Origin of the sequence: Stenotrophomonas sp. 2694 (genome assembly GCF_040548715.1) — a bacterium.
Classification (GTDB): Bacteria; Pseudomonadota; Gammaproteobacteria; order Xanthomonadales; family Xanthomonadaceae; genus Stenotrophomonas; species Stenotrophomonas indicatrix.
Genome location: NZ_JBEPSG010000001.1, coordinates 314,407 through 337,572, shown reverse-complemented (window position 1 = coordinate 337,572; position 23,166 = coordinate 314,407). Strand labels below are relative to the sequence as shown.

Annotated in this window: 20 protein-coding genes; 19 read left to right on the top strand and 1 reads right to left on the bottom strand. The window is 67.4% G+C overall.

All coding sequences use genetic code 11. The features are described from left to right. Positions 1–112 precede the first annotated feature (112 nt). From ABIA73_RS01545 to ABIA73_RS01485, 13 genes are all read left to right on the top strand, one after another. Positions 113–880: a hypothetical protein gene (locus tag ABIA73_RS01545; protein ID WP_354275312.1), complete on the top strand. Its 768-nt coding sequence runs from the start codon at positions 113–115 to the stop codon at positions 878–880. An 84-nt stretch (positions 881–964) separates the two neighbouring features. After that, the gene (locus tag ABIA73_RS01540) at positions 965–1,921 is read left to right on the top strand and encodes an acyl-CoA desaturase (protein WP_354275311.1); all 957 of its coding nucleotides are present in this window, start codon (positions 965–967) and stop codon (positions 1,919–1,921) included. Between the two features lies 1 nt (position 1,922). Then, on the top strand, positions 1,923–3,200 hold the full coding sequence (locus ABIA73_RS01535) for an NAD(P)/FAD-dependent oxidoreductase (protein WP_025874471.1): 1,278 nt from the start codon (positions 1,923–1,925) through the stop codon (positions 3,198–3,200). Next, a complete protein-coding gene (locus ABIA73_RS01530; RefSeq protein WP_354275310.1) occupies positions 3,197–3,964 on the top strand; it encodes a DUF1365 domain-containing protein in 768 nt (255 codons plus the stop codon). Before ABIA73_RS01535 ends, ABIA73_RS01530 begins: the two co-directional genes overlap by 4 nt. After that, a complete protein-coding gene (locus ABIA73_RS01525) occupies positions 3,961–5,226 on the top strand; it encodes a class I SAM-dependent methyltransferase (protein WP_354275309.1) in 1,266 nt (421 codons plus the stop codon). The genes ABIA73_RS01530 and ABIA73_RS01525 overlap by 4 nt, the downstream gene beginning before the upstream one ends. 1 nt (position 5,227) lies before the next feature. Then, positions 5,228–5,770 (top strand): DUF2878 domain-containing protein, encoded by a 543-nt coding sequence (locus ABIA73_RS01520; RefSeq protein ID WP_025874468.1) that lies wholly within the window; start codon positions 5,228–5,230, stop codon positions 5,768–5,770. Continuing rightward, entirely contained in the window at positions 5,770–6,546 is a 777-nt protein-coding gene (locus ABIA73_RS01515) for a DUF1295 domain-containing protein (RefSeq protein ID WP_099784220.1), read from the top strand. The genes ABIA73_RS01520 and ABIA73_RS01515 overlap by 1 nt, the downstream gene beginning before the upstream one ends. Positions 6,547–6,551: 5 nt before the next feature. Next, positions 6,552–7,628 carry an SAM-dependent methyltransferase gene (locus tag ABIA73_RS01510; RefSeq protein WP_080148694.1) on the top strand — a complete coding sequence of 359 codons (1,077 nt, stop codon included), beginning with the start codon at positions 6,552–6,554 and terminating at the stop codon, positions 7,626–7,628. A 14-nt stretch (positions 7,629–7,642) separates the two neighbouring features. Continuing rightward, positions 7,643–8,176: a lipocalin family protein gene (locus ABIA73_RS01505; protein WP_032974662.1), complete on the top strand. Its 534-nt coding sequence runs from the start codon at positions 7,643–7,645 to the stop codon at positions 8,174–8,176. 201 nt (positions 8,177–8,377) lie between these two features. Continuing rightward, on the top strand, positions 8,378–10,816 hold the full coding sequence (locus tag ABIA73_RS01500; RefSeq protein WP_354275308.1) for an aminotransferase class V-fold PLP-dependent enzyme: 2,439 nt from the start codon (positions 8,378–8,380) through the stop codon (positions 10,814–10,816). Positions 10,817–11,035: 219 nt separating this feature from the next. After that, positions 11,036–12,184, top strand: a complete 1,149-nt coding sequence (locus ABIA73_RS01495) for an SPFH domain-containing protein (protein ID WP_354275307.1) — start codon at positions 11,036–11,038, stop codon at positions 12,182–12,184. A gap of 24 nt (positions 12,185–12,208) precedes the next feature. Beyond that, positions 12,209–13,558: a membrane protein gene (locus ABIA73_RS01490; protein ID WP_032974658.1), complete on the top strand. Its 1,350-nt coding sequence runs from the start codon at positions 12,209–12,211 to the stop codon at positions 13,556–13,558. Then, a complete protein-coding gene (locus ABIA73_RS01485; protein ID WP_025874461.1) occupies positions 13,555–13,815 on the top strand; it encodes a hypothetical protein in 261 nt (86 codons plus the stop codon). Before ABIA73_RS01490 ends, ABIA73_RS01485 begins: the two co-directional genes overlap by 4 nt. A 91-nt stretch (positions 13,816–13,906) precedes the next feature. Here ABIA73_RS01485 and ABIA73_RS01480 read toward each other — a convergent pair whose 3' ends face one another. Beyond that, complete coding sequence (locus ABIA73_RS01480; RefSeq protein WP_354275306.1) at positions 13,907–14,689, bottom strand: CHAD domain-containing protein; 783 nt, start codon at positions 14,687–14,689, stop codon at positions 13,907–13,909. A gap of 158 nt (positions 14,690–14,847) precedes the next feature. Here ABIA73_RS01480 and ABIA73_RS01475 point away from each other — a divergent pair, with 158 nt between their 5' ends. The 6 genes from ABIA73_RS01475 to ABIA73_RS01450 all read left to right on the top strand — a co-directional run bounded on the left by ABIA73_RS01475 (position 14,848) and on the right by ABIA73_RS01450 (position 23,165). Beyond that, a complete protein-coding gene (locus tag ABIA73_RS01475) occupies positions 14,848–17,643 on the top strand; it encodes a PAS domain-containing hybrid sensor histidine kinase/response regulator (protein WP_354275305.1) in 2,796 nt (931 codons plus the stop codon). Positions 17,644–17,787: 144 nt separating this feature from the next. Next, positions 17,788–18,432 (top strand): aldehyde dehydrogenase iron-sulfur subunit PaoA, encoded by a 645-nt coding sequence (paoA, locus tag ABIA73_RS01470; protein ID WP_032974655.1) that lies wholly within the window; start codon positions 17,788–17,790, stop codon positions 18,430–18,432. Beyond that, positions 18,429–19,385: an FAD binding domain-containing protein gene (locus ABIA73_RS01465; RefSeq protein ID WP_033831181.1), complete on the top strand. Its 957-nt coding sequence runs from the start codon at positions 18,429–18,431 to the stop codon at positions 19,383–19,385. Before paoA ends, ABIA73_RS01465 begins: the two co-directional genes overlap by 4 nt. After that, on the top strand, positions 19,382–21,583 hold the full coding sequence (gene paoC / locus ABIA73_RS01460) for an aldehyde oxidoreductase molybdenum-binding subunit PaoC (RefSeq protein WP_354275304.1): 2,202 nt from the start codon (positions 19,382–19,384) through the stop codon (positions 21,581–21,583). The genes ABIA73_RS01465 and paoC overlap by 4 nt, the downstream gene beginning before the upstream one ends. After that, positions 21,580–22,572: an XdhC family protein gene (locus tag ABIA73_RS01455; protein ID WP_354275303.1), complete on the top strand. Its 993-nt coding sequence runs from the start codon at positions 21,580–21,582 to the stop codon at positions 22,570–22,572. Before paoC ends, ABIA73_RS01455 begins: the two co-directional genes overlap by 4 nt. After that, complete coding sequence (locus ABIA73_RS01450) at positions 22,569–23,165, top strand: nucleotidyltransferase family protein (protein ID WP_301868789.1); 597 nt, start codon at positions 22,569–22,571, stop codon at positions 23,163–23,165. The genes ABIA73_RS01455 and ABIA73_RS01450 overlap by 4 nt, the downstream gene beginning before the upstream one ends. The last annotated feature ends 1 nt before the right edge of the window (position 23,166 follow it).

Below are 23,166 nucleotides of genomic sequence, written 5' to 3'. Positions count from 1 at the left end.
CTTCCCTCTACGCACGGTGGCGCCTGTTGGATGCACCCGGGATGGGTGCCAACGTGCATCCAGCCGGCGCCGTCGCGCGTACAGGCCCGCAAGCCTCCCATGGATCGCCCCGATGCGTCTTGCCTGTTTGCTGCTCTGCATGCCCTGCGCCGCTTCGGCCGCCCCTCTTCTGCGTTCAGAGGGCGTGGCCACCCTGGCCAACGGAGTCATTGCCTACCGCGAAGTGCATTGGCAGCGCGGCGCCGGCGATGGCAGCGAACGCTGGGTGGAATACCTTTGCCCTGCGGGCCAACCTTTCGCCCGCAAGCAGATGCCCGCCGCCACCCGGCCGCAGGTGCGGGGCTATGTGCTCCAGGACGCCCGCAGCGGCCAAGCGGCCGATGTGAGGGTCGACCCCGGCGTGGTCCGGGTCGACTGGAAGGAGGACACGTCCACGCCTTCCCGAACCAGGCAGCTGCCGCTGCCCCCGGATGCCGTGATCGACGCCGGCTTCGATGCCGCCGTGCGGGCCCACTGGCGGACGCTGCAGGGTGGAGCACCGGTCAGCCTGCCTTTTCTGGTGCCCGGCCGGCAACGCTTCTACCCCGTGCAGGTGCAGTACCAGGGCCCGGTGCGCTGGCAGGGGCTTTCCGCCCATGCGGTGAATGTCCGCCTTGATACCTGGTTCGGCGCGGTGGCCCCACGTCTGTCGCTGGTCTACGCCGATGCTGATCGCCGCCTGCTCGAGTTCCGTGGTACCAGCAACCTGCGCGATGCACGTGGCGATTATCCGCAGGTGACCGTGCGCTTCGCCGCACCCGCAACCGAGCAGCCGGAGCAGCGCTGGCGCACTGAGCTGCAGCGACCGCTGGTAGCGAGCTGTGGTGTTACGACCAGGTGAACATGCAGTCAGCTGCAATCCACTGCATCCAACCTGCACTGCAACGCGTAGAGGTAGGCAATCGACTCCCTCGGGCTTCCGTCCATGGCATCCGCAGCGCCTCCACTCCGCAGACGTTCGCGCCTGTTGCGCACCTTCCAGCGCTGGTTCGACACCGATGCCGGAAGCGAAGCGGCGATCGACGGCAGCCAGGGTGACCGCATCGACTGGCTGCGCGCCCTGCCCTTCGCGCTGCTGCACGTGGCCTGCCTCGGGGTGATCTGGGTGGGCGTGTCCTGGACAGCGGTTGCCGTCGCAGCGTTCCTGTACGCGATCAGGATGTTCGCCATCACCGCGTTCTATCACCGCTACTTCTCGCACCGGACGTTCGAGGCGTCGCGCACCGTGCAGTTCGTGTTCGCGGTCATCGGCGCCGCCAGCGTGCAGCGTGGCCCGCTCTGGTGGGCAGCGCACCACCGCCACCACCACCGCCACGCCGATCAACCGCAGGACCCGCATTCCCCGCGCCAGGGCGGGTTCTGGCGCAGCCATATGGGTTGGTTCCTCACCCGTAGCGCCTTTGCCACCGATCTGCAGCGCATTCCCGATCTGGCCCGCTACCCCGAGCTGCGCTGGCTGGATCGGTTCGACACCGTGGTTCCGGTGCTGCTGGCCGCTGCGCTGTATGGTGTGGGTGCGGTGCTCGAGCGTGTGGCGCCAGGCCTGCATACCTCCGGCCCGCAGCTGCTGGTCTGGGGCTTCTTCATCTCCACCGTGGTGTTGTTCCACGCCACGGTCACCATCAATTCGCTGGCGCACCGATTCGGCCGGCGCCGCTTCGAGACCCGTGATGACAGCCGCAACAACCTCTGGCTGGCGCTGCTGACCTTCGGCGAAGGCTGGCACAACAACCATCACTTCTTTCCCGGCACCGCCCGCCAGGGCTTCCGCTGGTGGGAGATCGACATCAGCTGGTATGGCCTGCGCGCAATGGCTGCGCTGGGGCTGGTGAAGGGCCTCAAGCCGATCCCGGCCTGGGTACTGGCCAAGGCGAGGCACTGACATGCGTATCGCGGTCATCGGTTCCGGCATCGCGGGTCTGGCCAGTGCGTGGTGGCTGGACGGCGAGCATGACGTCACCCTGTTCGAGGCCAACGACTATCTGGGCGGCCACACCCACACCCACGAGGTGACAGTGGACGGCCGCAGGATGGCGGTCGACACCGGGTTCATCGTCTTCAATCCGCACCATTACCCGCTGCTGTCGGCGTTGTTCGACGAACTTGGCGTGGACTCGCAGCCCACCACGATGAGTTTCTCGATGCACAGCGAGCGCAGCGGCGTGGAGTACAACGCCACATCGCTCGATGGCCTGTTCTGCCAGCGCCGCAACCTGCTCTCGCCGCGTTTCTGGGGAATGCTGGCCGACCTGCGGCGCTTCTATCGCGACGCGCCCCTGCTGCTGGGCGAGGAGCAGGGCCCCACGCTGGGCCAGTACCTGCACAGCCAGCGCTATGGCGAAGCGTTCGTGCAGGAGCATCTGCTGCCGATGGCCTCGGCGCTGTGGTCCTCGCCGACCGCGCAGGTGCTGGACTTCCCGGCGCGTTACCTGGTGCAGTTCATGGCCAATCACCAGATGCTGCAGATGACCGGGCGCGCGCCCTGGCGCGTGGTCAAGGGCGGCTCGGCGCGCTACGTGGACGCCCTGCGTGCGCGCTGGCGGGTGCATGAGCGGCTGGAATGCCCGGTGCATGCGGTCGAGCGCATGCCCTGGGGGGCACGCGTACACACCGCAACCGGCATTGAAGGCTTCGATGAAGTGATCCTGGCCTGCCATAGCGACCAGGCCCTTGCCCTGCTGGCCGACGCCGATCCGATAGAGCATGCGGTGCTCGGCGCGATCCGCTACCAACCCAACGAGGCCGTACTGCACACCGACGCCTCCCTGTTGCCCGCCAACCGCAAGGCGTGGGCGGCCTGGAACGCGCATGTACCGCGCGACCCTACCGCACCCTGCACGGTCAGCTACTGCATGAACCTGTTGCAGGGGCTGCCCGGTGATACGCCGCTGGTGGTGACCCTCAACCGCAGCGAGGCCATCGACCCGGCCAAGGTGCTGCGCCGACTGCACTACGCGCATCCGGTGCATGATCCGGCTGCGGTGGACGCGCAGCGGCGCTGGGCCGAACTGCAGGGCCGGCGGCATACCTGGTTTGCGGGTGCGTACTGGGGCTGGGGCTTCCATGAAGATGGAATCCGCAGTGCCCGCCGCGTTGTGGATGCACTGCAGATGCGCGACGCCGGCGCGCCGCCTCCCCTGCAGGTGGAGGTGGCTGCATGAGCGCCAGCGCCCTCTACTTCGGGCAGGTGGTGCACCGCCGGCACCATCCGCATCCGCATGCCTTCCGCTACCCCATCGCGCAGCTGCTGCTGGACCTGGACGAGTTGGACCAGGTATTTGCCGGGCGCTGGCTGTGGTCGGTCGGGCGCCGCAACCTGGCAGAGTTCCGCCGCAGCGACTATCTCGGCGATCCCAGGACATCGCTTGCAGACGCCGTGCGTGACCATGCCGCGACCGTGCTGGGGCGGCGCCCGGACGGCCCGGTGCGGCTGTTGGCGCACCTGCGCTTCGGTGGCCACGTGTTCAATCCGGTCAGCTTCTATTACTGCTACCGGGCCGACGGCAGCACCCTGGACTGCATCGTCGCCGACATCACCAGCACGCCGTGGAAGGAACGGCACGCCTATGTTCTGCCTGTTGAAAGCGCACAGCCGCAGGGGCGTGCCCTGCGCTGGCAGTTCGACAAAGCCTTCCACGTTTCCCCCTTCATGCCAATGGATTGCCGCTACGACTGGCGCTTCACCGCGCCCGGCGATGATCTGCGCGTACATATGCAGGTCTGGCGCGACGGTGTCCGGCAGTTCGATGCCACCCAGGCCATGCAGCGACGCCAGCTTGATGGCCACGGCCTGGCCCGGGTACTGGCGTTCTACCCGTTGATGACCGTGCAGGTGGTAGCCGCCATCCACTGGCAGGCACTGCGCCTGTGGCTGAAGCGCAATCCCGTGCATGACCACCCCGCTCTTGCCGAGAAACCGCGATGAACGAGCTGAATCCTTCCGTTGCCCTGCCCCGCCCCGGCGCGGTGGACGTATTCCTGCGCCGGAGGCTGCTGGCGGTACTGGCGCCGCTGCGCGAAGGCGGGCTGCGGGTACGCGACCCCTTGGGCGAGGTCATCCTCGGTGATCGTGCGGGCGCACTGCAGGCCACGGTGACCATCAGCGATATGGCGTTCTACCGCAAGGTGGCCGCGCAGGGCAGCGTCGGCGCGGGTGAGAGCTACATCCACGGCGATTGGCGCTGCGATGACCTGGTGGCCCTGGTGCGGCTGCTGGTACGCAACCGCGACCTGCTGGACGGCATGGAACGCGGGCCGGCGCGCATCGGTGGCTGGCTGCTGCGCGGCTGGAACCGCCTGCGGCGCAACAGCCGCGAAGGCAGTCGCCGCAACATCGCCGCCCACTACGATCTGGGCAATGACTTCTTCGCGCTGTTCCTGTCGCCGGACCTGATGTACTCCTCGGCGGTGTTCAGCGATGCCGGCGACTCGCTGGAAACCGCCTCGCGCCGCAAGCTGGACCGCATCTGCCAGCAGCTGCAGCTGCAACCCGGTGATCGCGTCGTCGAGATCGGTACCGGCTGGGGCGGGTTCGCCCTGCATGCCGCCCAGCACTACGGCTGCCATGTGACCACCACCACCATCTCCGCCGAACAGCACGCGCTTGCCGCCCAGCGTGTGGCCGAGGCGGGCCTGCAGGAGCGCGTGACCCTGCTGATGCAGGACTACCGTGATTTGCAGGGTCAGTTCGACAAGCTGGTGTCGATCGAGATGATCGAGGCCATCGGTGCCGAGTATCTGGACACCTACATGGCCACCCTGCAGCGGCTGCTGAAGCCCGATGGCGTGGCCCTGCTGCAGGTCATCACCATCGAGGACCAGCGCTACGAACAGGCGCGTCGCAGCGTGGACTACATCAAGCGCTTCGTGTTCCCCGGCAGTTTCATCCCCTCGATCAACGCCATCCTGGCCGCCAAGACCCGGGCCTGCGACCTGCAGCTGATCGCCCAGCAGGATTTCGGCCACTCCTATGCCCTCACCCTGCGCGCCTGGCGGCAGCGCTTCCTCGCGCAGTTGCCGGCGGTACGTGCGCAGGGTTTCGATGACCGCTTCTGCAGGCTGTGGGAGTTCTATCTAGCCTACTGCGAGGGCGGCTTCCTGGAGCGCTCGATCGGCGTGTCCCATCTGCTGCTGGCACGCCCGGGCTACCGTCCCGAAACGGACGTCCATGGCCAACGGGCCGGCTGACATGCGCCGCACCTGGGTCAACGTAATCGGCAACCAGCTGGTATGGCTGTGCGCCGTTGCCGGAGCCGGCCGCGGCTGGCAATGGCCGGCCCTGCTGTCGGCCACACTCTATGTCGGCAGCCAGTTGCTTGCCTCGACGCGGCCACGCCTGGAGCTGCGCCTGCTGTTGCTCGCGCTGGGGTGTGCCTGGCTGGTGGATGGCAGCGCTGCAGCCAGCGGTGCCGTGCAGTACGCCGCCGCACCGCTTGGATGGGTGCCGCCACCGTGGATTTTCGCGCTGTGGGCGGCCTTTGCGATGACGCTGACGGCGTCGATGGCGTTCCTGCAGCGGCACTGGATGCTGCCGGTGGCCCTGGGCCTGCTGGCGCCGCTGGCGTATCTGTCCGCGGCGCGGGGTTTCCAGGCCGTACATTTCACCGCCCCGGCCTGGCTGGGCGTGGCAACACTGGCGCTGGGCTGGTGCGTGGCACTGTCGCTGCTGTGCGCCGTCGCCCGTCGCGGAACGCCCAGCAATCGTGACACCCCATTGATCGGAGCAGCCTGATGAGCATTCTGTGGTGGGTACTGCTGTACGCCGTGCTGATCATGGCCTGGGGTTGGACCTGGCAGCGCAGGCACCGCAACATCGGCATCGTCGATGTCCTGTGGGCAAAGGGCGTGGCGGCAGGCGCGCTGCTGCTTGCATGGCTGGGCGATGGCGCGCTGCAGCCACGCATCGCACTGGCCGTGCTCGGTGGCCTGTGGGGAAGTCGTCTCGCCCTGCATCTGTGGCGCCGCGTACGCAGCGAGGAAGAAGACGGTCGCTACCGCTATCTGCGCGAACACTGGCACGGCCACCAGGGCAGGATCTTCGGCTTCTTCATGGCGCAGGCGCTGTTGGTGGTGCTGTTTGCGCTGCCGTTCACGGCCGTGGCCGGCAATCCCCACAGCGACATGCCTGGCTGGATCGCAGCGGCGGTCGTCGTGTGGCTGCTCAGCGTGGGCGGCGAAGCACTGGCCGACCGTCAGCTGGCACGCTTTCGTGCCGACCCGGCGAACAGGGGCCGGACCTGCCGCCAAGGACTGTGGCGGTACACGCGCCATCCCAATTACTTCTTCGAGTGGCTGCACTGGTTCACCTATGTACTGCTGGCAGCCGGCTCACCCTTGTGGTGGCTGGCCTGGTCCGGGCCGGTGCTGATGTACGTGTTCCTGCGCTACCTCAGTGGCGTTCCCTTCACCGAGAAACAGGCGCTGCGCAGTCGAGGCGATGACTATCGCGACTACCAGCGCAGTACCCCGATGTTCTTCCCCTGGTTTCCGCGCAGCCCCAAGGAGTGATCCCGATGAACAGCACCCCGTCCCTTGCTCCGGTTGCCGATACGGAAGCCGGCCTTACCGGCTGGGCCGAGCGTGGCTGGCTGCCCGATGCGGCGCTGCGCGCGGGCATACGCCGCCTGTGTGCGCAACGCCTGGCCGAGGAGTCGAGCGGCAGCATGGAGGAGCAGGCCCAGCGCTTCAGCCGCCGTATCGCCGAGCTCGCTGGCAGCCCACTGGCACTGCACGTGGATGCGGCCAACCGCCAGCATTACGAGGTGCCTGCCGCCTTCTTCCAGGGCTGCCTGGGGCATCGCCTGAAGTACAGCAGCTGCTACTACCGCACCGGCCGCGAGACGCTGGACCAAGCCGAGGATGCGATGCTGGAGCTGTACGGGCAGCGCGCCGGATTGGCCGACGGCCAGGCCATTCTTGAGCTGGGCTGCGGCTGGGGCTCGCTGACGCTGTGGATGGCCGAGCGCTACCCGAACGCGCGCATCACCGCCGTCTCCAACTCGCACAGCCAGCGCAGCCATATCCTGGCGCAGTGCGAGGCGCGCGGGTTCGGCAACGTCGAGGTACTCACCCGGGACGTCAACCAGCTGGACCTGCCTGCCGCTGCATTTGATCGCTGCGTGTCGGTGGAGATGTTCGAGCATGTCCGCAACTACGACCGCCTGCTGGGCCGCATTGCCCGCTGGCTGAAGCCGGACGGTGCGCTGTTCGTGCACATTTTCGCCCATCGCACGCTGATGTATCCGTTCGAGACCGAGGGCGACGACAACTGGATGGGCCGGCACTTCTTCACCGGCGGCCTGATGCCGGCAGCGGACACGCTGCTGCACTTCCAGCGCGACCTGGTGCTGGACCAGCGCTGGCTGCTGGACGGCACGCACTATCAGCGCACGGCCAACCATTGGCTGGCCAACCAGGATGCCGCCCGTGAACAGCTGCTGCCGGTGCTGGCACAGACCTATGGCGACGAAGCGGCCGCACGCATCTGGTGGCAGCGCTGGCGCATGTTCTGGATGGCCTGCGCCGAATTGTTCGGCTACGACGACGGCCAGCAATGGCTGGTCGCCCACTACCTGTTCCGCCCGCGCTGAAGGAGACCGCCCTCATGCGTATCGCATCGCTGTTCCCGCTGCTGGCCGTTGCCCTGTTCGGCGCAGGCTGCAGCAGCCACGACACCCGCCCCATCCCGCTGCCTCCGAAGGTGGACGTGCCGCGCTTCATGGGCGACTGGTATGTCATCGCCCATATTCCGTCCCGGCCCGAGCGCGAGGCCTTCGACGCGGTGGAAAGCTACGCGCTGCAGGCCGATGGCCGCATCCAGACCACTTTCACCTATCGCAAGGGCAGCTTCCAGTCGCCACAGAAGTCGATGCACCCGGTGGGCCGTGTGGAAAAACACGGCAATGGTGCGGTCTGGGGCATGCAGTTCATCTGGCCCATCCAGGCCGAATACCTGATTGCCTGGCTGGATGAGGGCTACACCCAGACCATCGTGGCCCGCAGCAAGCGTGACTACGTGTGGTACATGGCGCGCACGCCGCAGGTGAGCGAGGCGGACTACCAGCAGGCGGTCGCCCGCATCCAGGCAATGGGCTACGACACCGGCAAGCTGCGCCGGGTGCCGCAGTCGGTGCGCTGAGCCCGCGCGAAGTGATGCTGCAGAACAGAATGATGCGAGCGCCGAATCGGCCGTTGCCCCATGAATGGGGGAATATAGGGCTGCCCGGCCTTTCACGGATTATCAATCCCGCTTTATGTGATTAATATCACTTAAAGGCATTTACTCCCATGCAATAAAGGCGGCGAAGATTCACCGGCCTCCGGCCACAGGGAGCGTGCCATGCAGGATGTCTCGCCGCATCAGTGCAAGGTTGTATCCGAACGGAAATGGTCGCTCAGCACGTTCATGGAGTTCTATGAGCGCGTATTGAGCCAGCGCATTTTCGGTCCCTACGGAAAGCTGCTGGCCGAGGAGATCGCTGGCGACATCCGGGCCGGTTTCAACGCGTCCGACGTCCTGGAGGTCGCCTGCGGCACCGGGGTCATCACCGCGAACCTTTACCAGCACCTGAGCAGGCCGCTCGGCCTACGGTTGGTCGCCACCGATCTCTCAGCGATCGCCGTGAACGTGGCACGCAGCGTGCTGAGCGATGAGGTGCAGCGCAACGTGCCCCTCCTTGCCGACGTGGACATGGCGGAGCTGCCCTTCGCCGACGCCAGCTTCGACGTCATCGTCTGCGGGTTCGGCCTGATGTTCCCGCCGGACAAGGCGCGCGTCGCCCGCGAGTTCAGGCGCGTGCTCCGCCCTGGCGGACGGGTCTACGCCACGGCATTCCACTACAACCAGCTGTTCGAGCTGGCCCGCGAACAGTCCCGGCAGCACTTCGGCATGCCCTCCCGGCTGATGGATGCAGCCCTGAGCCTGACCGACCCGTCGCCCATCACACGCGCGTTCGCGATCGAAGGACTTTCCCCACGCGATGGCGAGATGGCTGAACTGCGGCCCCTCGCGTTTGCCATGGGCGACGCCGATGTGCGCGAGTTCCTGTTCAACGCCTGCATCCTTCTGGAGGAGTTCAACCAGTGCGACGCCCCCAGCAGGGAGCGCTATCTGGACGCGATGCTGGACGCCGTCCATGCAGCAGTGCCAGACCGGCGTTACCAGGTGGAAGCCTGGTTGTTGCGCGGCTGTGTGGATGCTGCACACACTCCAGCGCAGGCCGCCCTCCGGGCGCCGGATTTCTCACCCCTGCTGGCGTTCCACCTGCCGCTGCAGCAGGATGCGCGCGCGATGCGCGGCTTCGAAAGCGCTCGTGCACAGTTCCTCGCCGACCACCCCGATTATCCCCATGATCAGGTCGAGGCCATGCGCCAGCAGGAGTATGCGCGGCTGGATGAGCAACAGGTGACCTATCTGGATCACGTGGGCGGAGCATTGCCACCCGACAGCCTGCTTGAGCAGGATTACCAGGCACTCAAGCGGACGATTCTCGGCAATCCGCACAGCGGATCGAAAGCATCCCAGGACGCACTGCATAGGGCGTGTGAGCAGATCCACGCCTTCTTCGGAACCACGCCGGAGGAGTACGAAATACTGTTCACCGCCAATGCCAGCAGCGCAATCCGTTTGGTGGCCGAGTCATTCCCGTTCCAGGCCGGGTCGCAGGCACTGCTGACCAAGGACAATCACACCTCGGTACACGGCTTGCGCGAGTACGCCACGGCGAAGGGCGCACAGGTGAAGTACATTCCGCTGGATGACGAGCTGCTGTTGCATGAAGGGCTGATGTGGCGCGCGTTGCAGCGGCTGCAGCCCGGCGCCCCGCATCTGCTCGCCTTTCCCGCGCAATCCAATGCGACCGGCGCCCGGCACGATCTGGCCTGGATCGAGCGGGCACAGGCGCATGGCGCGACGGTGCTGTGTGACGCGGCGGCCCTGGTGCCGCAATACCGGCTTGACTGCGGCCGTCATCACCCCGATTTCGTGGTGGCATCGTTCTACAAGATCTTCGGTTACCCCACCGGCGCAGGTTGCCTGCTCGCCCGGCGGGCCGCACTCGACCTGCTGAAACCGCCGTCGTTTGCCGGTGGTGGCGTGTGCTACTACTCCGGGCCATGGTCACCCACCGATCGCCTGCTGTACCGCGATGCGGGCCAGCGATTCGAAGTCGGCACGCCCAACTACGCCGCCTTCCCCGCCATCGCCAGAGGCTTTGAATTCGTGGCTGCGCTGGGCGGAGTGGAAGCGGTCGCGTTGCGCTCGCGTGCGTTGGCCGAGTGGCTGCAGGCGCAGCTGTCATCGCTTCGCCACCACATCGGCGGCGCGTTGCCGCTGTGCCGGATCTATGGCCCGCCCGCTGCGCAGCGGGGCGCGACGCTGATGCTGAACTTCTTCGACTGCTATGGCTCCATCCTGCCGCACGCCCGCGTCAAGCGCGCCGCAGACCGGTTCGGCATCACCCTGCGCAATGGCTGCTTCTGCAACCTGGGCGCCGTCCAGCAGGCGACCTACGCGACCGCAGGCGCCGAGCACTGTGAACTGGACAAGACCGGGAAGATTCTCGACTGCACCACATTCGACGAGAAGATCCTGGAGAAGGGTGATTGCGGTGCGGTCAGGATTTCGTTCGGGCTGGGATCGAATTTCACCGATGCCTATCGCTTCCTGCTGTTCGCCACCTGCCTGCTGGACACAGATGCTTCAGGCCTGGAATGTGTGATGGAGCAATCATCGGCACCGGCTCCGGAACCCCGGGTTGCCAGCACTGTGCAGGCTTGATCCGCTGCGGGGCCGTGCCCAGGCCGGACTGTCGCATCGCGGCGATGGGCTCCGGAACGGGGTGCCGCTGATCGGCCAGGCCTGATCAACCGCAGCCTGGCCTGTGACGCGAGATGAATGGGGGTCCACCCGGCCGCTAGCCGCATGCAGCCTGCCTCCTCTATAGTCAGCCGAGCACGACAGGCGTGGTGCCTGTCCGGCAACTACAGGGAGTGGGTCATGGGTCTGGTACAAGCGGTGAAGGGTGCAGTCGGCGGTGTGCTGGCCGACCAGTGGAAGGACTTCTACACCGTGCCGACCGGCCTGCCATCCACGGCAGCCCTGTTCGCGGCGGTGCCGCAGGGCACCAATGCCGGGCGCGGTTCGAACACCAGCGGCTCCTCCAACATCATCAGCAACGGTTCGAAGATCGTCGTGCCCGAGGGCTACGGCCTGCTGCTGTTGCAGGATGGCGCGATCACTGCCTTCGTGGCCGAGCCGGGTGGCTACGAATGGCGCTCGGACGATCTGAACTCGCAGTCGATCTTCGCCGGCGACGGCCTGGTCAGCACCTTCATCAAGCAGAGCTGGGAGCGCTTCAAGTTCGGCGGCCAGCCGGGCTCGCAGCAGGCCGCCTTCTTTGTTTCGCTGAAGGAACTGCCGGACAACCGCTTCGGCACCCAGTCGGAGATCTACTGGGACGACGGTTTCCTCAACACCCAGGTCGGCGCGGTCACCCGCGGTTCGTACACGCTGAAGATCGTCGACCCGATCCTGTTCGTGAAGAACTTCGTTCCGGCCAGCTACCTGCGGCCGGGCCAGGTGTTCGACTTCACCGACCTGGACAATGCTGCTGCCAGCCAGCTGTTCAATGAAGTGGTGGGTTCGCTGGCGCCGGCGTTCAGCCTGTACACCAACGATCCGGGCAAGGGCAACCGCATCACCAAGCTGCAGCAGGATTCGCTGGGCTTTGCGCAGAGCCTGTCGGCCGCCGTCGAACAGGGCTACCAGTGGAAGTCCGATCGTGGCCTGGCCATCGTCAAGACCGCCATCGTCTCGATCGAGTACGACGCCAACACCCGCGAGCTGCTGAAGACCGTGCAGCGCGCCGATGCGCTGTCCGGCTCGCGTGGCAATTCCAACCTGCAGGCCAGCGTCGCCCAGGGCATCCAGTCCGCCGGTGAGAACGGCGGTGCCGCCGGGCTTGTCGGCGTGGGCATGGCATCGGGCATGTTCGGCGCGGGCAACCTGCAGCAGCCGGCAACCCCGGCCGCCCCTGCCGCCGACGATCCGGTGGCCAAGCTGAAGAAGGCCAAGGAATTGCTCGACCTGGGCCTCATCACCCAGACCGACTACGACGCGCTGAAGGCCAAGGCGCTGGGACTGTAAGAAGACGCAGGACGCGCAACCACCATGTCCGATCCCAGAAACACGCCTCCGCCGCTGCCCGGTTCCGCTTCAGCACCCCCGCCCCTGCCGGCGGCGGTGCTGGACGGCCCCGGTTCGCCGCAGGATGTCCCTCCCCTGCCCGGCAGCTTCCCGCTGGATACTTCCAAGCTGCCTGAGGCCATCCGCAACGAAGTCGAGGCGCCCGACCCGGTCGCCATCGACACCGCTGCGGCCGAACTGAAAGACGGCCTCAACCGCTGCCCCAAGTGCGGCGCCACCGACATACGGCCCAAGCTGGGCACCGACATCCTGGTCTGCCTGTACTGCCGTCACCAATGGCATGGCGCGCGGGTGGAGGAGGAATTCGGGCTGGGCGAAGCCATCGACCAGCTGCGTGGCACCGTCATCGCATCGGGCGCACGCGATATCGATGCCGACACCTCGGCACTGATGACCTTCAAGTGCACCGGTTGCGGCGCCGAAGTCACGGTCAACACCGAAAGCACGATGACGGCGCGCTGCCACTGGTGCCGGCATGTGTTCGGCGTGAACGAACAGATCGCCAACGGCGCGGTGCCCGACGCCGTGCTGCCGTTCCATATCAAGAAGGAGGATGCGGTCGCGCGCATCCGCCAGTTCGTCGACAAGCGCCGGATGTTCGCGCTCAAGGCGTTCAAGGAACAGTTCACCCCGGAGAACGTGGTGGGCGTGTACCTGCCCTACATGATCGTCGACGGCAATGTCAGCGCAGCGGTGGCTGGCAAGGGTGAGATCAAGACCCGCGAGTACACCCGTGGCACCGAGAAGAACAAGCAGACCTACTACGACGCGGATATCTACCAGGTGGAACGCCAGGTCGATTTCACCGTGGACGACCTGCCGCTGGAATCCTCTGCCGAGCGCGGCAACCTGGACACGCGCGCCAACACCAACAACATCATCAACACGATTCTGCCGTTCGACACCAAGAACGCGGTGAAGTGGAACGCCTCGTACCTGGCCGGGTTCACTTCGGAAAAGCGCAACCTGGACGTCGAAAAGCTGCGGCCGCGCCTGGAAGACCAGCTGCTGTCGATCGCCCGCGCGCAGGTGGAAGGCACGGTGCGCCGTTACGACCGTGGCGTGCGCTGGGAACAGGAGCAACTGGAAGTGCACGGCACCCGCTGGGTGGCCATGTACCTGCCGGTGTGGCTGTATTCGTACCACCAGCCCGGCAGGAACGGCGGCATGCTGCACTACATCGCGGTGAACGGCCGGACCGGTGAAACCATGGGCAGCGTGCCGGTGCAGCAGTGGAAGATGCTGCTGGCGGCGCTGACCGCAGGTACGATCATCGAAGCCCTCGCAATTGCCTTCCTGGTGGCCAGCACATGAGTGATGACAGTGGTCTTTGGTTGTTGGCCGCAGGCCCGGCCGGCGCAACTGCGCTGTACTGGGCGCTGTACCGCTTCTACCGCAATACCGACAAATCGCATTCGTTCGAGCACGAGACCGAGATCGATGCCAAGCCGGTGACCGGCTCGGATCGCCGGGTCGATTCGATCTCGGGCACGCAGGAAAAGCGGATCCGCGGCGACAACGTGTATGAGTATCGAAAGCGGGTAGCGCGGGTGAGCAGCGGAGACGATTGAACGCTCCGCCAGCGCTTCGGGGGCTGGGACCCTCCCAGCCTTCGAAGCAAACTGGAACGTCAGGTGGCCGTACGTCCCGATGCCCCTCGATTCAGTCCGGCGCCACCTCTCCGTTGATCTGCTGCATCACTGAGCGCTTGCCGTCACTGGCAGGCATCGCCCGCACCAGGTTGCGCAGCAGCCGCAGGTCCTGCTGCCGGCCAAGCTCGTCGCTGAGCCGATGCAGCGCCTTGTAACGATGCCCCGGGGCGTGCACCGGCCTGCTGTGCGGCACGTGCAGCTGCAGGTCGCAGGCGATATCCAGTTGCATGCGCAGCCTGCGCACGCGTCGGCGCCAGCGGTGGACCGCCGCGGCACCGCCGTCGCGTTTCGCCCGTGCGGCAGCCTTGTCCACGCGGCGCCAGCTACGCTCAAGATTCTGGCGCAGCGGGCCACGCCGCAGCTGATGCCAGGGTTGGACCGCCAACTGCTGCTGCACCGCTGCCAGGACACGCAGGCGGCGTGCAAACCCCGGGTCACGCTGCAGGGTCGCCTGCAGCAGCCCCTCACGACGCAGGACCAGCATCCGGATGACGCCGTTCCATCGCGGATCGGCAACCCGCTCCTGCAGTTGCCGGGCGACCTCGACCACCACATGCGCATCACGGAGGCGGGACAGGCCATCACCCAGGCGCTTCAATCCCAGGTCGGCAGCCTCGACGTCCAGCGCTGCGTGCTCCAGCAGCGCCAACAGGGACCGCAATCGGCGGATGGCCTTGCGCGCGGAATGGATGGCCGGGTGCGGGTCGGATGCCGACGACAACGCCGCAGCGATCGCGGCACACTCATGCAGCGCTCTCTGGCGAAAGGCCTCGCCGGCTTCTGCTGCGGACATCGATGTTCCCTGCCGGGATGGGAGCGGCAGTGTAGCCTGCTCACCGTCGGGCACCGGCACCACGCAGCCGTGACGCGGCGCTGCCTAGACTTGCGCCCCTTCGCCCGTGCTGATCCCGCCACGCTGGCGCAGCACCCCTCCTCCCGCTCGAGATCAACGTGACGTCCCTGCCCTCATTTGCCACCCGCGACAGCCGGGCCACCGACAGCGTCAACATGGCACTGGCCGCCGGGGCCATCGTCGGCACCTGGTTCTGGGACGTCCAGGCCGACCAGCTCACGGTCGATGAAGCCCTGGCCCGCGCCTTCGGCCTGGACCCGGCAATGGCGCAGCGGAAACTGCACCTGCAGGACGTACTGGGCGCCGTGCATCCCGATGACCTGCCCGCGCTGTCGGCGGCGATTGAGCAGACCGTGCAGACGGGCGGGCGCTTTGCCCACCAGTACCGCGCGCGCGCCACCGATGGCAGCTATCACTGGCTGGAAAGCATCGGCAGGGTCGATATGGATGCCCAGGGCCGCGCGCTGGGTTTCCCGGGCGTGCTGATCGACATCGATGAGCGCCTGCGCGTCGAGGCCGAGCGCGACCAGGCGCAGGCGCTGCTGCGCTCGTTCGTGGAGGCGGCACCGGGCGTGATGTATGCCAAGGACCGGCAAGGCCGGCTGCTGATCGGCAACCACGGCACCACCGAGCTGATCGGCCTGCCGCCGGGAGAATATATCGGGCGCACCGATGCCGAGCTGTTGGGCGACCCCGCCCAGGCGGCGTCGGTGATGGCGACCGACGAGCGCATCATGTCCAGCGGCAACAGCGAGCAGCTGGAGGAGGAAGTGAGCTTCCCCGATGGTCGCCGGGCCTGGTGGCTGTCGACCAAATCGCCGCTGCGCGACGCCGATGGCGCCGTGATCGGCCTGGTCGGTACGTCGCTGGACATCACCGACCGCAAGGCCGCCGAAGCCGAGCGTCGCGATATCGAAGAACGCTACCGGCTGGCCGCACAGGCCACCAACGATGCCATCTGGGATTGGCGCATCGCCGATGGCCAGGTGATCTGGAACGAAGCGCTGGCCAGCCTGTTCGGCCACACGGAAAAGAACACGACCGCGCAATGGTGGCTGCAGCACATCCACCCCGATGACCGCGCGCGTATCGATCACGGCATCCACGCCGTGATAGACGGGAACGGCAGCGGCTGGACGGACGAGTACCGTTTCCAGCGCGCGGATGGCAGTTATGCGTCGGTGCTGGATCGCGGAACGGTCCTGCGCGACGCCGATGGCACCCCGCTGCGGATGATCGGGGCCATGCTGGATCTCTCCGGTCGGAAGGCCGCCGAAGCGGCGCTGGCCGACAGCGAAGAGCGCCTGCGGCTGGCCACCGAAGCAGGCGAGCAAGGGTTCTGGGACGTGGACATGGTGCAGGACGTGCTGATCTGGCCGGCGCGCACCAAGGCCATGTTCGGCATCTCCGCCGGTGCTTCGGTGACCATGGACGACTTCCGTGCCGGGCTGCACCCGGACGACCGCGCGGCAACCCTGGCCGCGTTCGCCGCCGCCTGCGATCCCGAGCGGCGCGAGACCTATGACGTGGAGTACCGCACCGTCGGCAAGGAGGATGGCATCGTCCGCTGGGTCGCCGCCAAGGGCCGCGGCATCTTCGAGTTCGGCAGGTGCGTGCGCGTGCTGGGCGTGGCCATCGACATCACCGCGCGGAAGGCCGCCGACGCGCGCCTGCAGGAGCTGAACGGGCAGCTGGAGGCACGTGTTCGGGCCGAAGTCGCCGAGCGCCTGCGGGTGGAAGAGGCGCTTCGGCAGAGCCGCAAGATGGAGGCGGTCGGCCAGCTGACCGGTGGTATCGCCCATGACTTCAACAACATGCTGGCGACGGTGATCGGGCCGCTCGACCTGCTGGCGCTGCGCCTCGGCGACAGCGACGCGCGCGCCAGCCGGTACATTGAAATGGCCCTTGATGGCGCGCAGCGCGCCGCCCAGCTGACCCAGCGCCTGCTTGCGTTCTCGCGCCAGCAACCGCTGCAGCCGGTGGCGATGGATGCCAACCGCCTGGTGGCCGGCATGACCGACCTGCTGGTGCATTCCCTTGGCAGCAGCATCATCCTTGAAACCGCACTCGGCGCGGGCCTGTGGTGGACCCATGCCGACGCCAACCAGCTGGAGAACGTGGTCCTGAACCTGGCGGTCAACGCGCGCGATGCGATGCCCTCCGGCGGCCGATTGAAGATCGAGACCCGCAACCAGCGCGTCGACCTCGACACCGCATCGGCGCATGCGGGCGTGCCTGCAGGGGACTACGTCGTGATCGCGGTGACCGACGACGGCAACGGGATGACGCCGGAGGTGATGGCGCGCGCGTTCGATCCGTTCTTCACCACCAAGCAGGTCGGCCAGGGCACCGGGCTCGGGCTGTCGCAGGTGTATGGCTTCGTCCAGCAATCGGCCGGGCATGTGAAACTCGATTCCGCGCCCGGCAAAGGGACGCGGGTACAGGTCTACCTGCCGCGGCTGCTGGCCGACGTCGACATGCCCGCTGCCGCATCGGATGACGATGCGCCGGCCCTGCACGGTGGGCGCGAGCACATTCTCGTCGTGGACGATGATGCGGCCGTCCGCGCGTTCTCGGTCGATGCCCTCACTGAACTCGGCTATCGGGTACTGGCCGCAGATGGCGCCGCCAGCGCCTTGGCGCTGCTGCAGGCCCATCCAGAGGTCGCGCTGTTGTTTACCGACGTGGTGATGCCCGAGGTCAATGGACGGCAGCTGGCCGAGCAGGCACGCGCGCGCCATCCGCAGCTGAAGGTGCTGTTCGCCACCGGCAACAGCCGCAACGCGCTGGTCGACAACAACGTGCTGGATGCGCAGGTTCACTTGATCGGCAAACCGTTCACCATCGGCGAACTGGCCTCGCGGGTAAGGATCGCGCTGGCCGGCGATGGCTGAAGGCCGCCACGCAGGTTGCGCCGCAGCCGGCAGCGGATGAATGCGCGACCGGGTCATGCTTCACCGCATGCCTACCGCGGCACCGCCATGCTGTCCCGGCATTGAATCCGCCAGCCAGCCTGCCGCAGCCAGCGAGGAGCCACGATGAGCCCACCGTCACACCTTCCCCTTTCGCGCCGGGAACTGCTGAAGTTGAGCGCGGGATCGGCCACCACCATGGCCCTGCCTGCCGTGGTCGCTGCGGCGGAGCCGGACCGGACCGGTGCACGGGCACCGGAACTGATGCAGGTGGACTTCGAGGTCAACGGAACAGCGCGATCGCTGCGGCTGGACACCCGCGTCACCCTGCTCGACGCCCTGCGTGAGCACCTGCACCTGACCGGCAGCAAGAAGGGCTGCGACCACGGCCAGTGCGGTGCCTGCACGGTGCTGGTGGACGGCCGGCGCATCAATGCCTGCCTGACGCTGGCGGTGATGCACCAGGGCGCGAAGATCACCACCATCGAAGGCCTCGGCACGCCAGACCGGCTGCACGCGATGCAGGCGGCCTTCGTCAAGCATGACGGTTTCCAGTGCGGCTACTGCACCCCGGGGCAGATCTGCTCGGCCGTCGCCGTGCTGCAGGAAATCAAGGCCGGCATACCGAGCCACGTCAGCGCCGCGTTGGACGCTCCCAGCGCCTTCACCGCCGAAGAACTGCGCGAGCGCATGAGCGGCAACATCTGCCGGTGTGGCGCCTATTCCAACATCATCGAGGCCATCCAGGACGTCGGGGAGGCCAGCGCATGAGAGCTTTCAGCTACGAGCGCGCCCGCTCTCCCGCCGAGGCGGCAGCGGCAGCGGCGCGTACCCAGGGCGCTAGGTTCATTGCCGGCGGCACCAACCTGCTGGACCTGATGAAACTGGAGATCGAGACGCCCGCCCACCTGATCGACGTCAACGGGCTGGATCTGGACACCATCGAGCCCACCAGCGAGGGAGGCCTGCGCGTCGGCGCGCTGGTACGCAATACCGATCTGGCGGCCGACCGGCGCATCCGGCGCGACTATGCGGTGCTGACCCGCGCACTGGTGTCCGGCGCATCGGGTCAACTGCGCAACAAGGCCACCACCGCCGGCAACCTGCTGCAACGCACCCGCTGCCCCTATTTCTACGACACCGCACAGCCCTGCAACAAGCGGCTGCCCGGCAGTGGCTGCGGCGCGCGCGAAGGTTTCAGCCGGCAATTGGCCGTGATCGGCGCCAGCGAGCACTGCATCGCCACCCACCCCAGCGACATGGCGGTGGCGATGATGGCGCTGGATGCATCGGTGGAGACCGTCCGCGCCGACGGATCGCGCCGGAACATCGCGCTGGACGCCCTGTATCGCGCTCCTGGCCGTACGCCGCATATCGACACCATGCTGGACAAGGGCGAGCTGATCGCCGCCGTGATCCTGCCGCCGCCCCCGGGTGGCGTGCACGTGTACCGGAAGGTACGCGACCGCGCATCGTATGCGTTCGCCCTGGTGTCGGTGGCGGCGATCCTGCGGCCCGACGGCAGCGGCCGGATCGCCCTTGGCGGTGTCGCGCACAAGCCGTGGCACAGCGCTGCGGCCGATGCGGCCCTGCCGCAGGGCGCCGCCGCCGTGATGTCGGTGCTGCTGCAGGGTGCTGCGCCCACCGCACAGAACGCTTTCAAACTGGCGCTGGCCGAACGCACATTGGCTTCCATCCTGCAGGACGTGAGGGCCGAGGCATGAAATTCGACACCCCCGCAGGCCGCAATCCGATCGATGCGCAGACCGTCATCGGCAAGCCGCACGATCGCATCGACGGCCCGTTGAAGGTCACCGGCAAGGCCACCTACGCACACGAATGGCATGACGCCACCCCGTCCGCCCCCGCCTATGGCGTGGTGGTCGGGGCGGGCATTGCCACCGGCACCGTGACCCGCATGGAGCTGGACGCAGCGCGGCGCTCGCCCGGCGTTCTGGCCATCGTCACCGCCGACACCGCCGGGCCGCTGCATCCGGTCAAGCGCAACGCGGCGCCGCTGCTGGGTGGTCCGAAGGTGCACCACTATCACCAGGCACTGGCGGTGGTGGTGGCCGAAACGTTCGAACAGGCCCGGGCTGCGGCCGGACAGATCCGCATCCGCTATGCCCCGCAGCGCGGCCGCTTCGATCTAGCGGAGGCCAAGCAGGCAGGCGCTTCCCTGCAGACGCCGGAGCCCGATGCGCGCGTCGGCGATTTCGAGAAGGCCTTCAGCCAGGCGGCGGTTACGCTCGATGCGACCTACCACACCCCGGACCAGTCGCACGCAATGATGGAGCCGCACGCGACGATGGCCGCCTGGGAAGGCGACCAGCTGACGGTGTGGACCTCCAACCAGATGATCGACTGGGGCCGCACCGATCTGGCCCGCACCCTGGGCATCGCCAAGGACAAGGTACGGCTGGTGTCGCCCTACATCGGCGGCGGCTTTGGCGGAAAGCTGTTCCTGCGCTCCGATGCGCTGCTGGCCGCGCTCGCCGCACGCGCTGCCAAGCGGCCGGTGAAAGTGGCCCTGCAGCGGCCGCTGATCGCCAACAACACCACGCACCGCCCGGCCACGCTGCAGCGCATCCGGCTGGGCGCAACGCCGGAAGGAAGCCTGACCGCCATCGGTCACGAATCATGGTCGGGCAACCTGCCAGGGGGCTCGCCGGAGGAAGCGGTGCAGCAGACCCGCTTGCTGTATGCGGGGCCCAACCGCTTGGCCGCACTGCGCCTGGCCACCCTCGACCTGCCCGAAGGCAATGCCATGCGCGCGCCGGGCGAAACGCCGGGACTGATGGCGCTGGAAATCGCCATGGACGAAATGGCCATCAAGCTCGGCCTGGACCCGATCGAATTCCGTATCCGCAACGACACCCAGGTCGACCCGTCCAATCCCGAGCGCCCCTTTTCACAGCGGCAGCTGGTGCAGTGCCTGCGCACGGGCGCCGAACGGTTCGGCTGGCAGCGGCGCAGCGCCACCCCGGGCGCCGTGCGCGACGGACGCTGGCTGGTCGGCATGGGCGTGGCGGCAGGCTTCCGCAACAACCTGGTGATGAAATCCGGCGCACGCGTGCGCCTGGCCGCTGATGGCCAGGTCACCGTGGAAACCGACATGACCGACATCGGCACCGGCAGCTACACCATCATCGGCCAGACGGCCGCGGAAATGCTCGGCGTTCCGTTGCAGCAGGTCACGGTCAAGCTGGGCGATTCCCGTTATCCCGTGGCTGCCGGTTCCGGTGGCCAGTGGGGCGCCAACAGCTCCACCGCAGGCGTCTACGCCGCATGCATGGCACTGCGTACGAAGGTCGCGCAGGCGCTGGGAATGGACCCGGCGGCAGCGCAGTTCGAAGCAGGCAGGGTGACGGCAGGGGGCCGCAGCCGCGCCCTTGCCGATGCCGCTCAGGCCGGCGAGCTGGTGGCCGAAGACAGCATCGAGTTCGACACGCTGCAGGAGAAGTACCAGCAGTCCACCTTCGCCGCGCATTTCGTCGAGGTGGGCGTGGATGTGGCCTCGGGCGAAAGCCGGATCCGCCGCATGCTGGCCGTGTGCGCAGCCGGCCGCATCCTCAACCCGAAGACCGCGCGCAGCCAGGTGATCGGCGCGATGACGATGGGCATCGGCGCAGCGCTGTCGGAGGAACTGGTGGTGGATCGGCGGCTGGGGTTCTTCGTCAATCACGACCTGGCCGGCTACGAAGTACCCGTGCATGCCGACGTGCCGCACCAGGAGGTGGTGTTCCTCGATGAAAGCGATGCGGTGTCGTCGCCGATGAAGGCCAAGGGCGTTGGCGAGCTGGGCCTGTGCGGCGTAAGCGCGGCAGTGGCCAACGCGGTGTACAACGCGACCGGAATCCGCGTGCGCGACTATCCACTGACCCTGGACAAGCTGCTCGCCGGCCTGCCGGACATCGCATGACCAGTGCGCTCCACCCTGCCCCGTTGGATCTGGATGGCGGCAACCCGCGCCCGGTGCTGCAGGCCGCCGCCGACGCGGCGCGAACCGGCCGTGCGGCTGCATTGGCAGTGGTGCTGCAGACGGAAGGGTCCAGCTACAGCCGCGCGGGCACCTGTGCGCTGTTCGAACCGGGTCGACAGGTGGGCTGGCTGAGCGGCGGCTGCCTGGAACCGGAGCTGGCGCGACAGGCCGCCAACGCGGTGGATGCCGGGCGCATTGCATGGATGGAGATCGACAGCCGAGACGACGCTGCGCTGTTCTCCGGCAATGCCACCGGATGCCGGGGTCGCCAGTGGCTGGCACTGCTTCCGTTGCCGCAGCTCGGCGGCATCGAACAGCTTCTCGATGCGTGGCTGCAAGGGCCGCACATGCTGCACCTGGCACTGCAGGCTGATGGACGGCTGGACGCCCGCTGCGCCGGCTTCACCTTCACCCGCACGGTGCCCCCTGCCGCCCTGCAGCCGCTGGACGGCAGCCACCGCTGGCGGCTGCAGTGGCACCGGTCGCCTGTCGTGCACGTGCACGGAGCAGGCCCGGAGGCCGCGCTTCTGCTACCCCTGCTGGACCAGCTGGGCTGGTGCGCGCATGTCGAGGAACCGCGACCCCGTTGGCGCGAGCACCTGCCCCTTGCCGCTGGTTCGTATTGTTCTTCCGCTGCCGCCGGCGTGGCCGATGCCGCACTCGTGATGCATCACAATTTCGAGCTCGACCGTGAAGCGCTCGAACGGCTGGCAGGCTCGCGCGTGCCCTTCATCGGGCTGTTGGGGCCACGCCGTCGCAAGGACGACCTTTTCAGCGTACTGGATACCCATACGCGCCGTGCGCTGGAACCGCGCCTGCGCTCACCGATCGGCCTGCCCCTGGGCGGACGTGGTCCCGAAGCGATTGCCTTGAGCATTGCCGCGCAGCTGCAGGCATGGCGGCACGGAACGCCCCTGGCCACGCCATGACCGGGCATGCGGCCGTGGTGCTCGCGGCCGGGTGCAGCCAGCGCCTGGGGCAGCCCAAGCAGCTGCTGCGCGCGGGCGGAGAGACGCTGTTGCGACGCAGCGTGCGGCTGGCGCTGGAAACCTTGCCGGACACGCTGGTGGTGGTACTGCCCCAGCACCCACGCTTCGAAGAAGAACTGCACGGCCTGCCGGCGCAGCGGCTGCGCAATCCCAACCCCGGGCTCGGCATCGGCGGCAGCCTGTCGCTGGCCGCTACCCACGTGCACAGCGCCGCCAGGGTGCTGGTGATGATCTGCGATCAACCGACGCTGCGCGTGGAGCACCTGCGCGCACTGCTGGGCGCGGCAACCGCTGCACCGTCCGGCTGCGCCGCCACGGTACTGGGCGACACCATCGGCGTGCCGGCGGTGGTGCCGGGCACTTGGTTTGCCGGAACAGGACTGCAACCTGCAGACGGGGGATTTGGCCGGCGGCTGCGGCAGACCGAGGGCATTGCGCGCTGCTCCGGCGCCGGGCTGGAATGCGATATCGATACGCCCGAGGACCTGCGCCGCGCGCGCGCGCTCGGCTGGCTGGATCCTGCGTCCGCCTGAG

What these genes read in the sequence shown, in the direction of transcription:
- ABIA73_RS01545 (WP_354275312.1), top strand. Translation starts at nt 113, where the DNA reads ATGCGTCTTGCCTGTTTGCTGCTCTGCATGCCCTGCGCCGCTTCGGCC.
- ABIA73_RS01540 (WP_354275311.1), top strand. Translation starts at nt 965, where the DNA reads ATGGCATCCGCAGCGCCTCCACTCCGCAGACGTTCGCGCCTGTTGCGC.
- ABIA73_RS01535 (WP_025874471.1), top strand. Translation starts at nt 1,923, where the DNA reads ATGCGTATCGCGGTCATCGGTTCCGGCATCGCGGGTCTGGCCAGTGCG.
- ABIA73_RS01530 (WP_354275310.1), top strand. Translation starts at nt 3,197, where the DNA reads ATGAGCGCCAGCGCCCTCTACTTCGGGCAGGTGGTGCACCGCCGGCAC.
- ABIA73_RS01525 (WP_354275309.1), top strand. Translation starts at nt 3,961, where the DNA reads ATGAACGAGCTGAATCCTTCCGTTGCCCTGCCCCGCCCCGGCGCGGTG.
- ABIA73_RS01520 (WP_025874468.1), top strand. Translation starts at nt 5,228, where the DNA reads ATGCGCCGCACCTGGGTCAACGTAATCGGCAACCAGCTGGTATGGCTG.
- ABIA73_RS01515 (WP_099784220.1), top strand. Translation starts at nt 5,770, where the DNA reads ATGAGCATTCTGTGGTGGGTACTGCTGTACGCCGTGCTGATCATGGCC.
- ABIA73_RS01510 (WP_080148694.1), top strand. Translation starts at nt 6,552, where the DNA reads ATGAACAGCACCCCGTCCCTTGCTCCGGTTGCCGATACGGAAGCCGGC.
- ABIA73_RS01505 (WP_032974662.1), top strand. Translation starts at nt 7,643, where the DNA reads ATGCGTATCGCATCGCTGTTCCCGCTGCTGGCCGTTGCCCTGTTCGGC.
- ABIA73_RS01500 (WP_354275308.1), top strand. Translation starts at nt 8,378, where the DNA reads ATGCAGGATGTCTCGCCGCATCAGTGCAAGGTTGTATCCGAACGGAAA.
- ABIA73_RS01495 (WP_354275307.1), top strand. Translation starts at nt 11,036, where the DNA reads ATGGGTCTGGTACAAGCGGTGAAGGGTGCAGTCGGCGGTGTGCTGGCC.
- ABIA73_RS01490 (WP_032974658.1), top strand. Translation starts at nt 12,209, where the DNA reads ATGTCCGATCCCAGAAACACGCCTCCGCCGCTGCCCGGTTCCGCTTCA.
- ABIA73_RS01485 (WP_025874461.1), top strand. Translation starts at nt 13,555, where the DNA reads ATGAGTGATGACAGTGGTCTTTGGTTGTTGGCCGCAGGCCCGGCCGGC.
- ABIA73_RS01480 (WP_354275306.1), bottom strand. Translation starts at nt 14,689, where the DNA reads ATGTCCGCAGCAGAAGCCGGCGAGGCCTTTCGCCAGAGAGCGCTGCAT.
- paoA (WP_032974655.1), top strand. Translation starts at nt 17,788, where the DNA reads ATGAGCCCACCGTCACACCTTCCCCTTTCGCGCCGGGAACTGCTGAAG.
- ABIA73_RS01465 (WP_033831181.1), top strand. Translation starts at nt 18,429, where the DNA reads ATGAGAGCTTTCAGCTACGAGCGCGCCCGCTCTCCCGCCGAGGCGGCA.
- paoC (WP_354275304.1), top strand. Translation starts at nt 19,382, where the DNA reads ATGAAATTCGACACCCCCGCAGGCCGCAATCCGATCGATGCGCAGACC.
- ABIA73_RS01455 (WP_354275303.1), top strand. Translation starts at nt 21,580, where the DNA reads ATGACCAGTGCGCTCCACCCTGCCCCGTTGGATCTGGATGGCGGCAAC.
- ABIA73_RS01450 (WP_301868789.1), top strand. Translation starts at nt 22,569, where the DNA reads ATGACCGGGCATGCGGCCGTGGTGCTCGCGGCCGGGTGCAGCCAGCGC.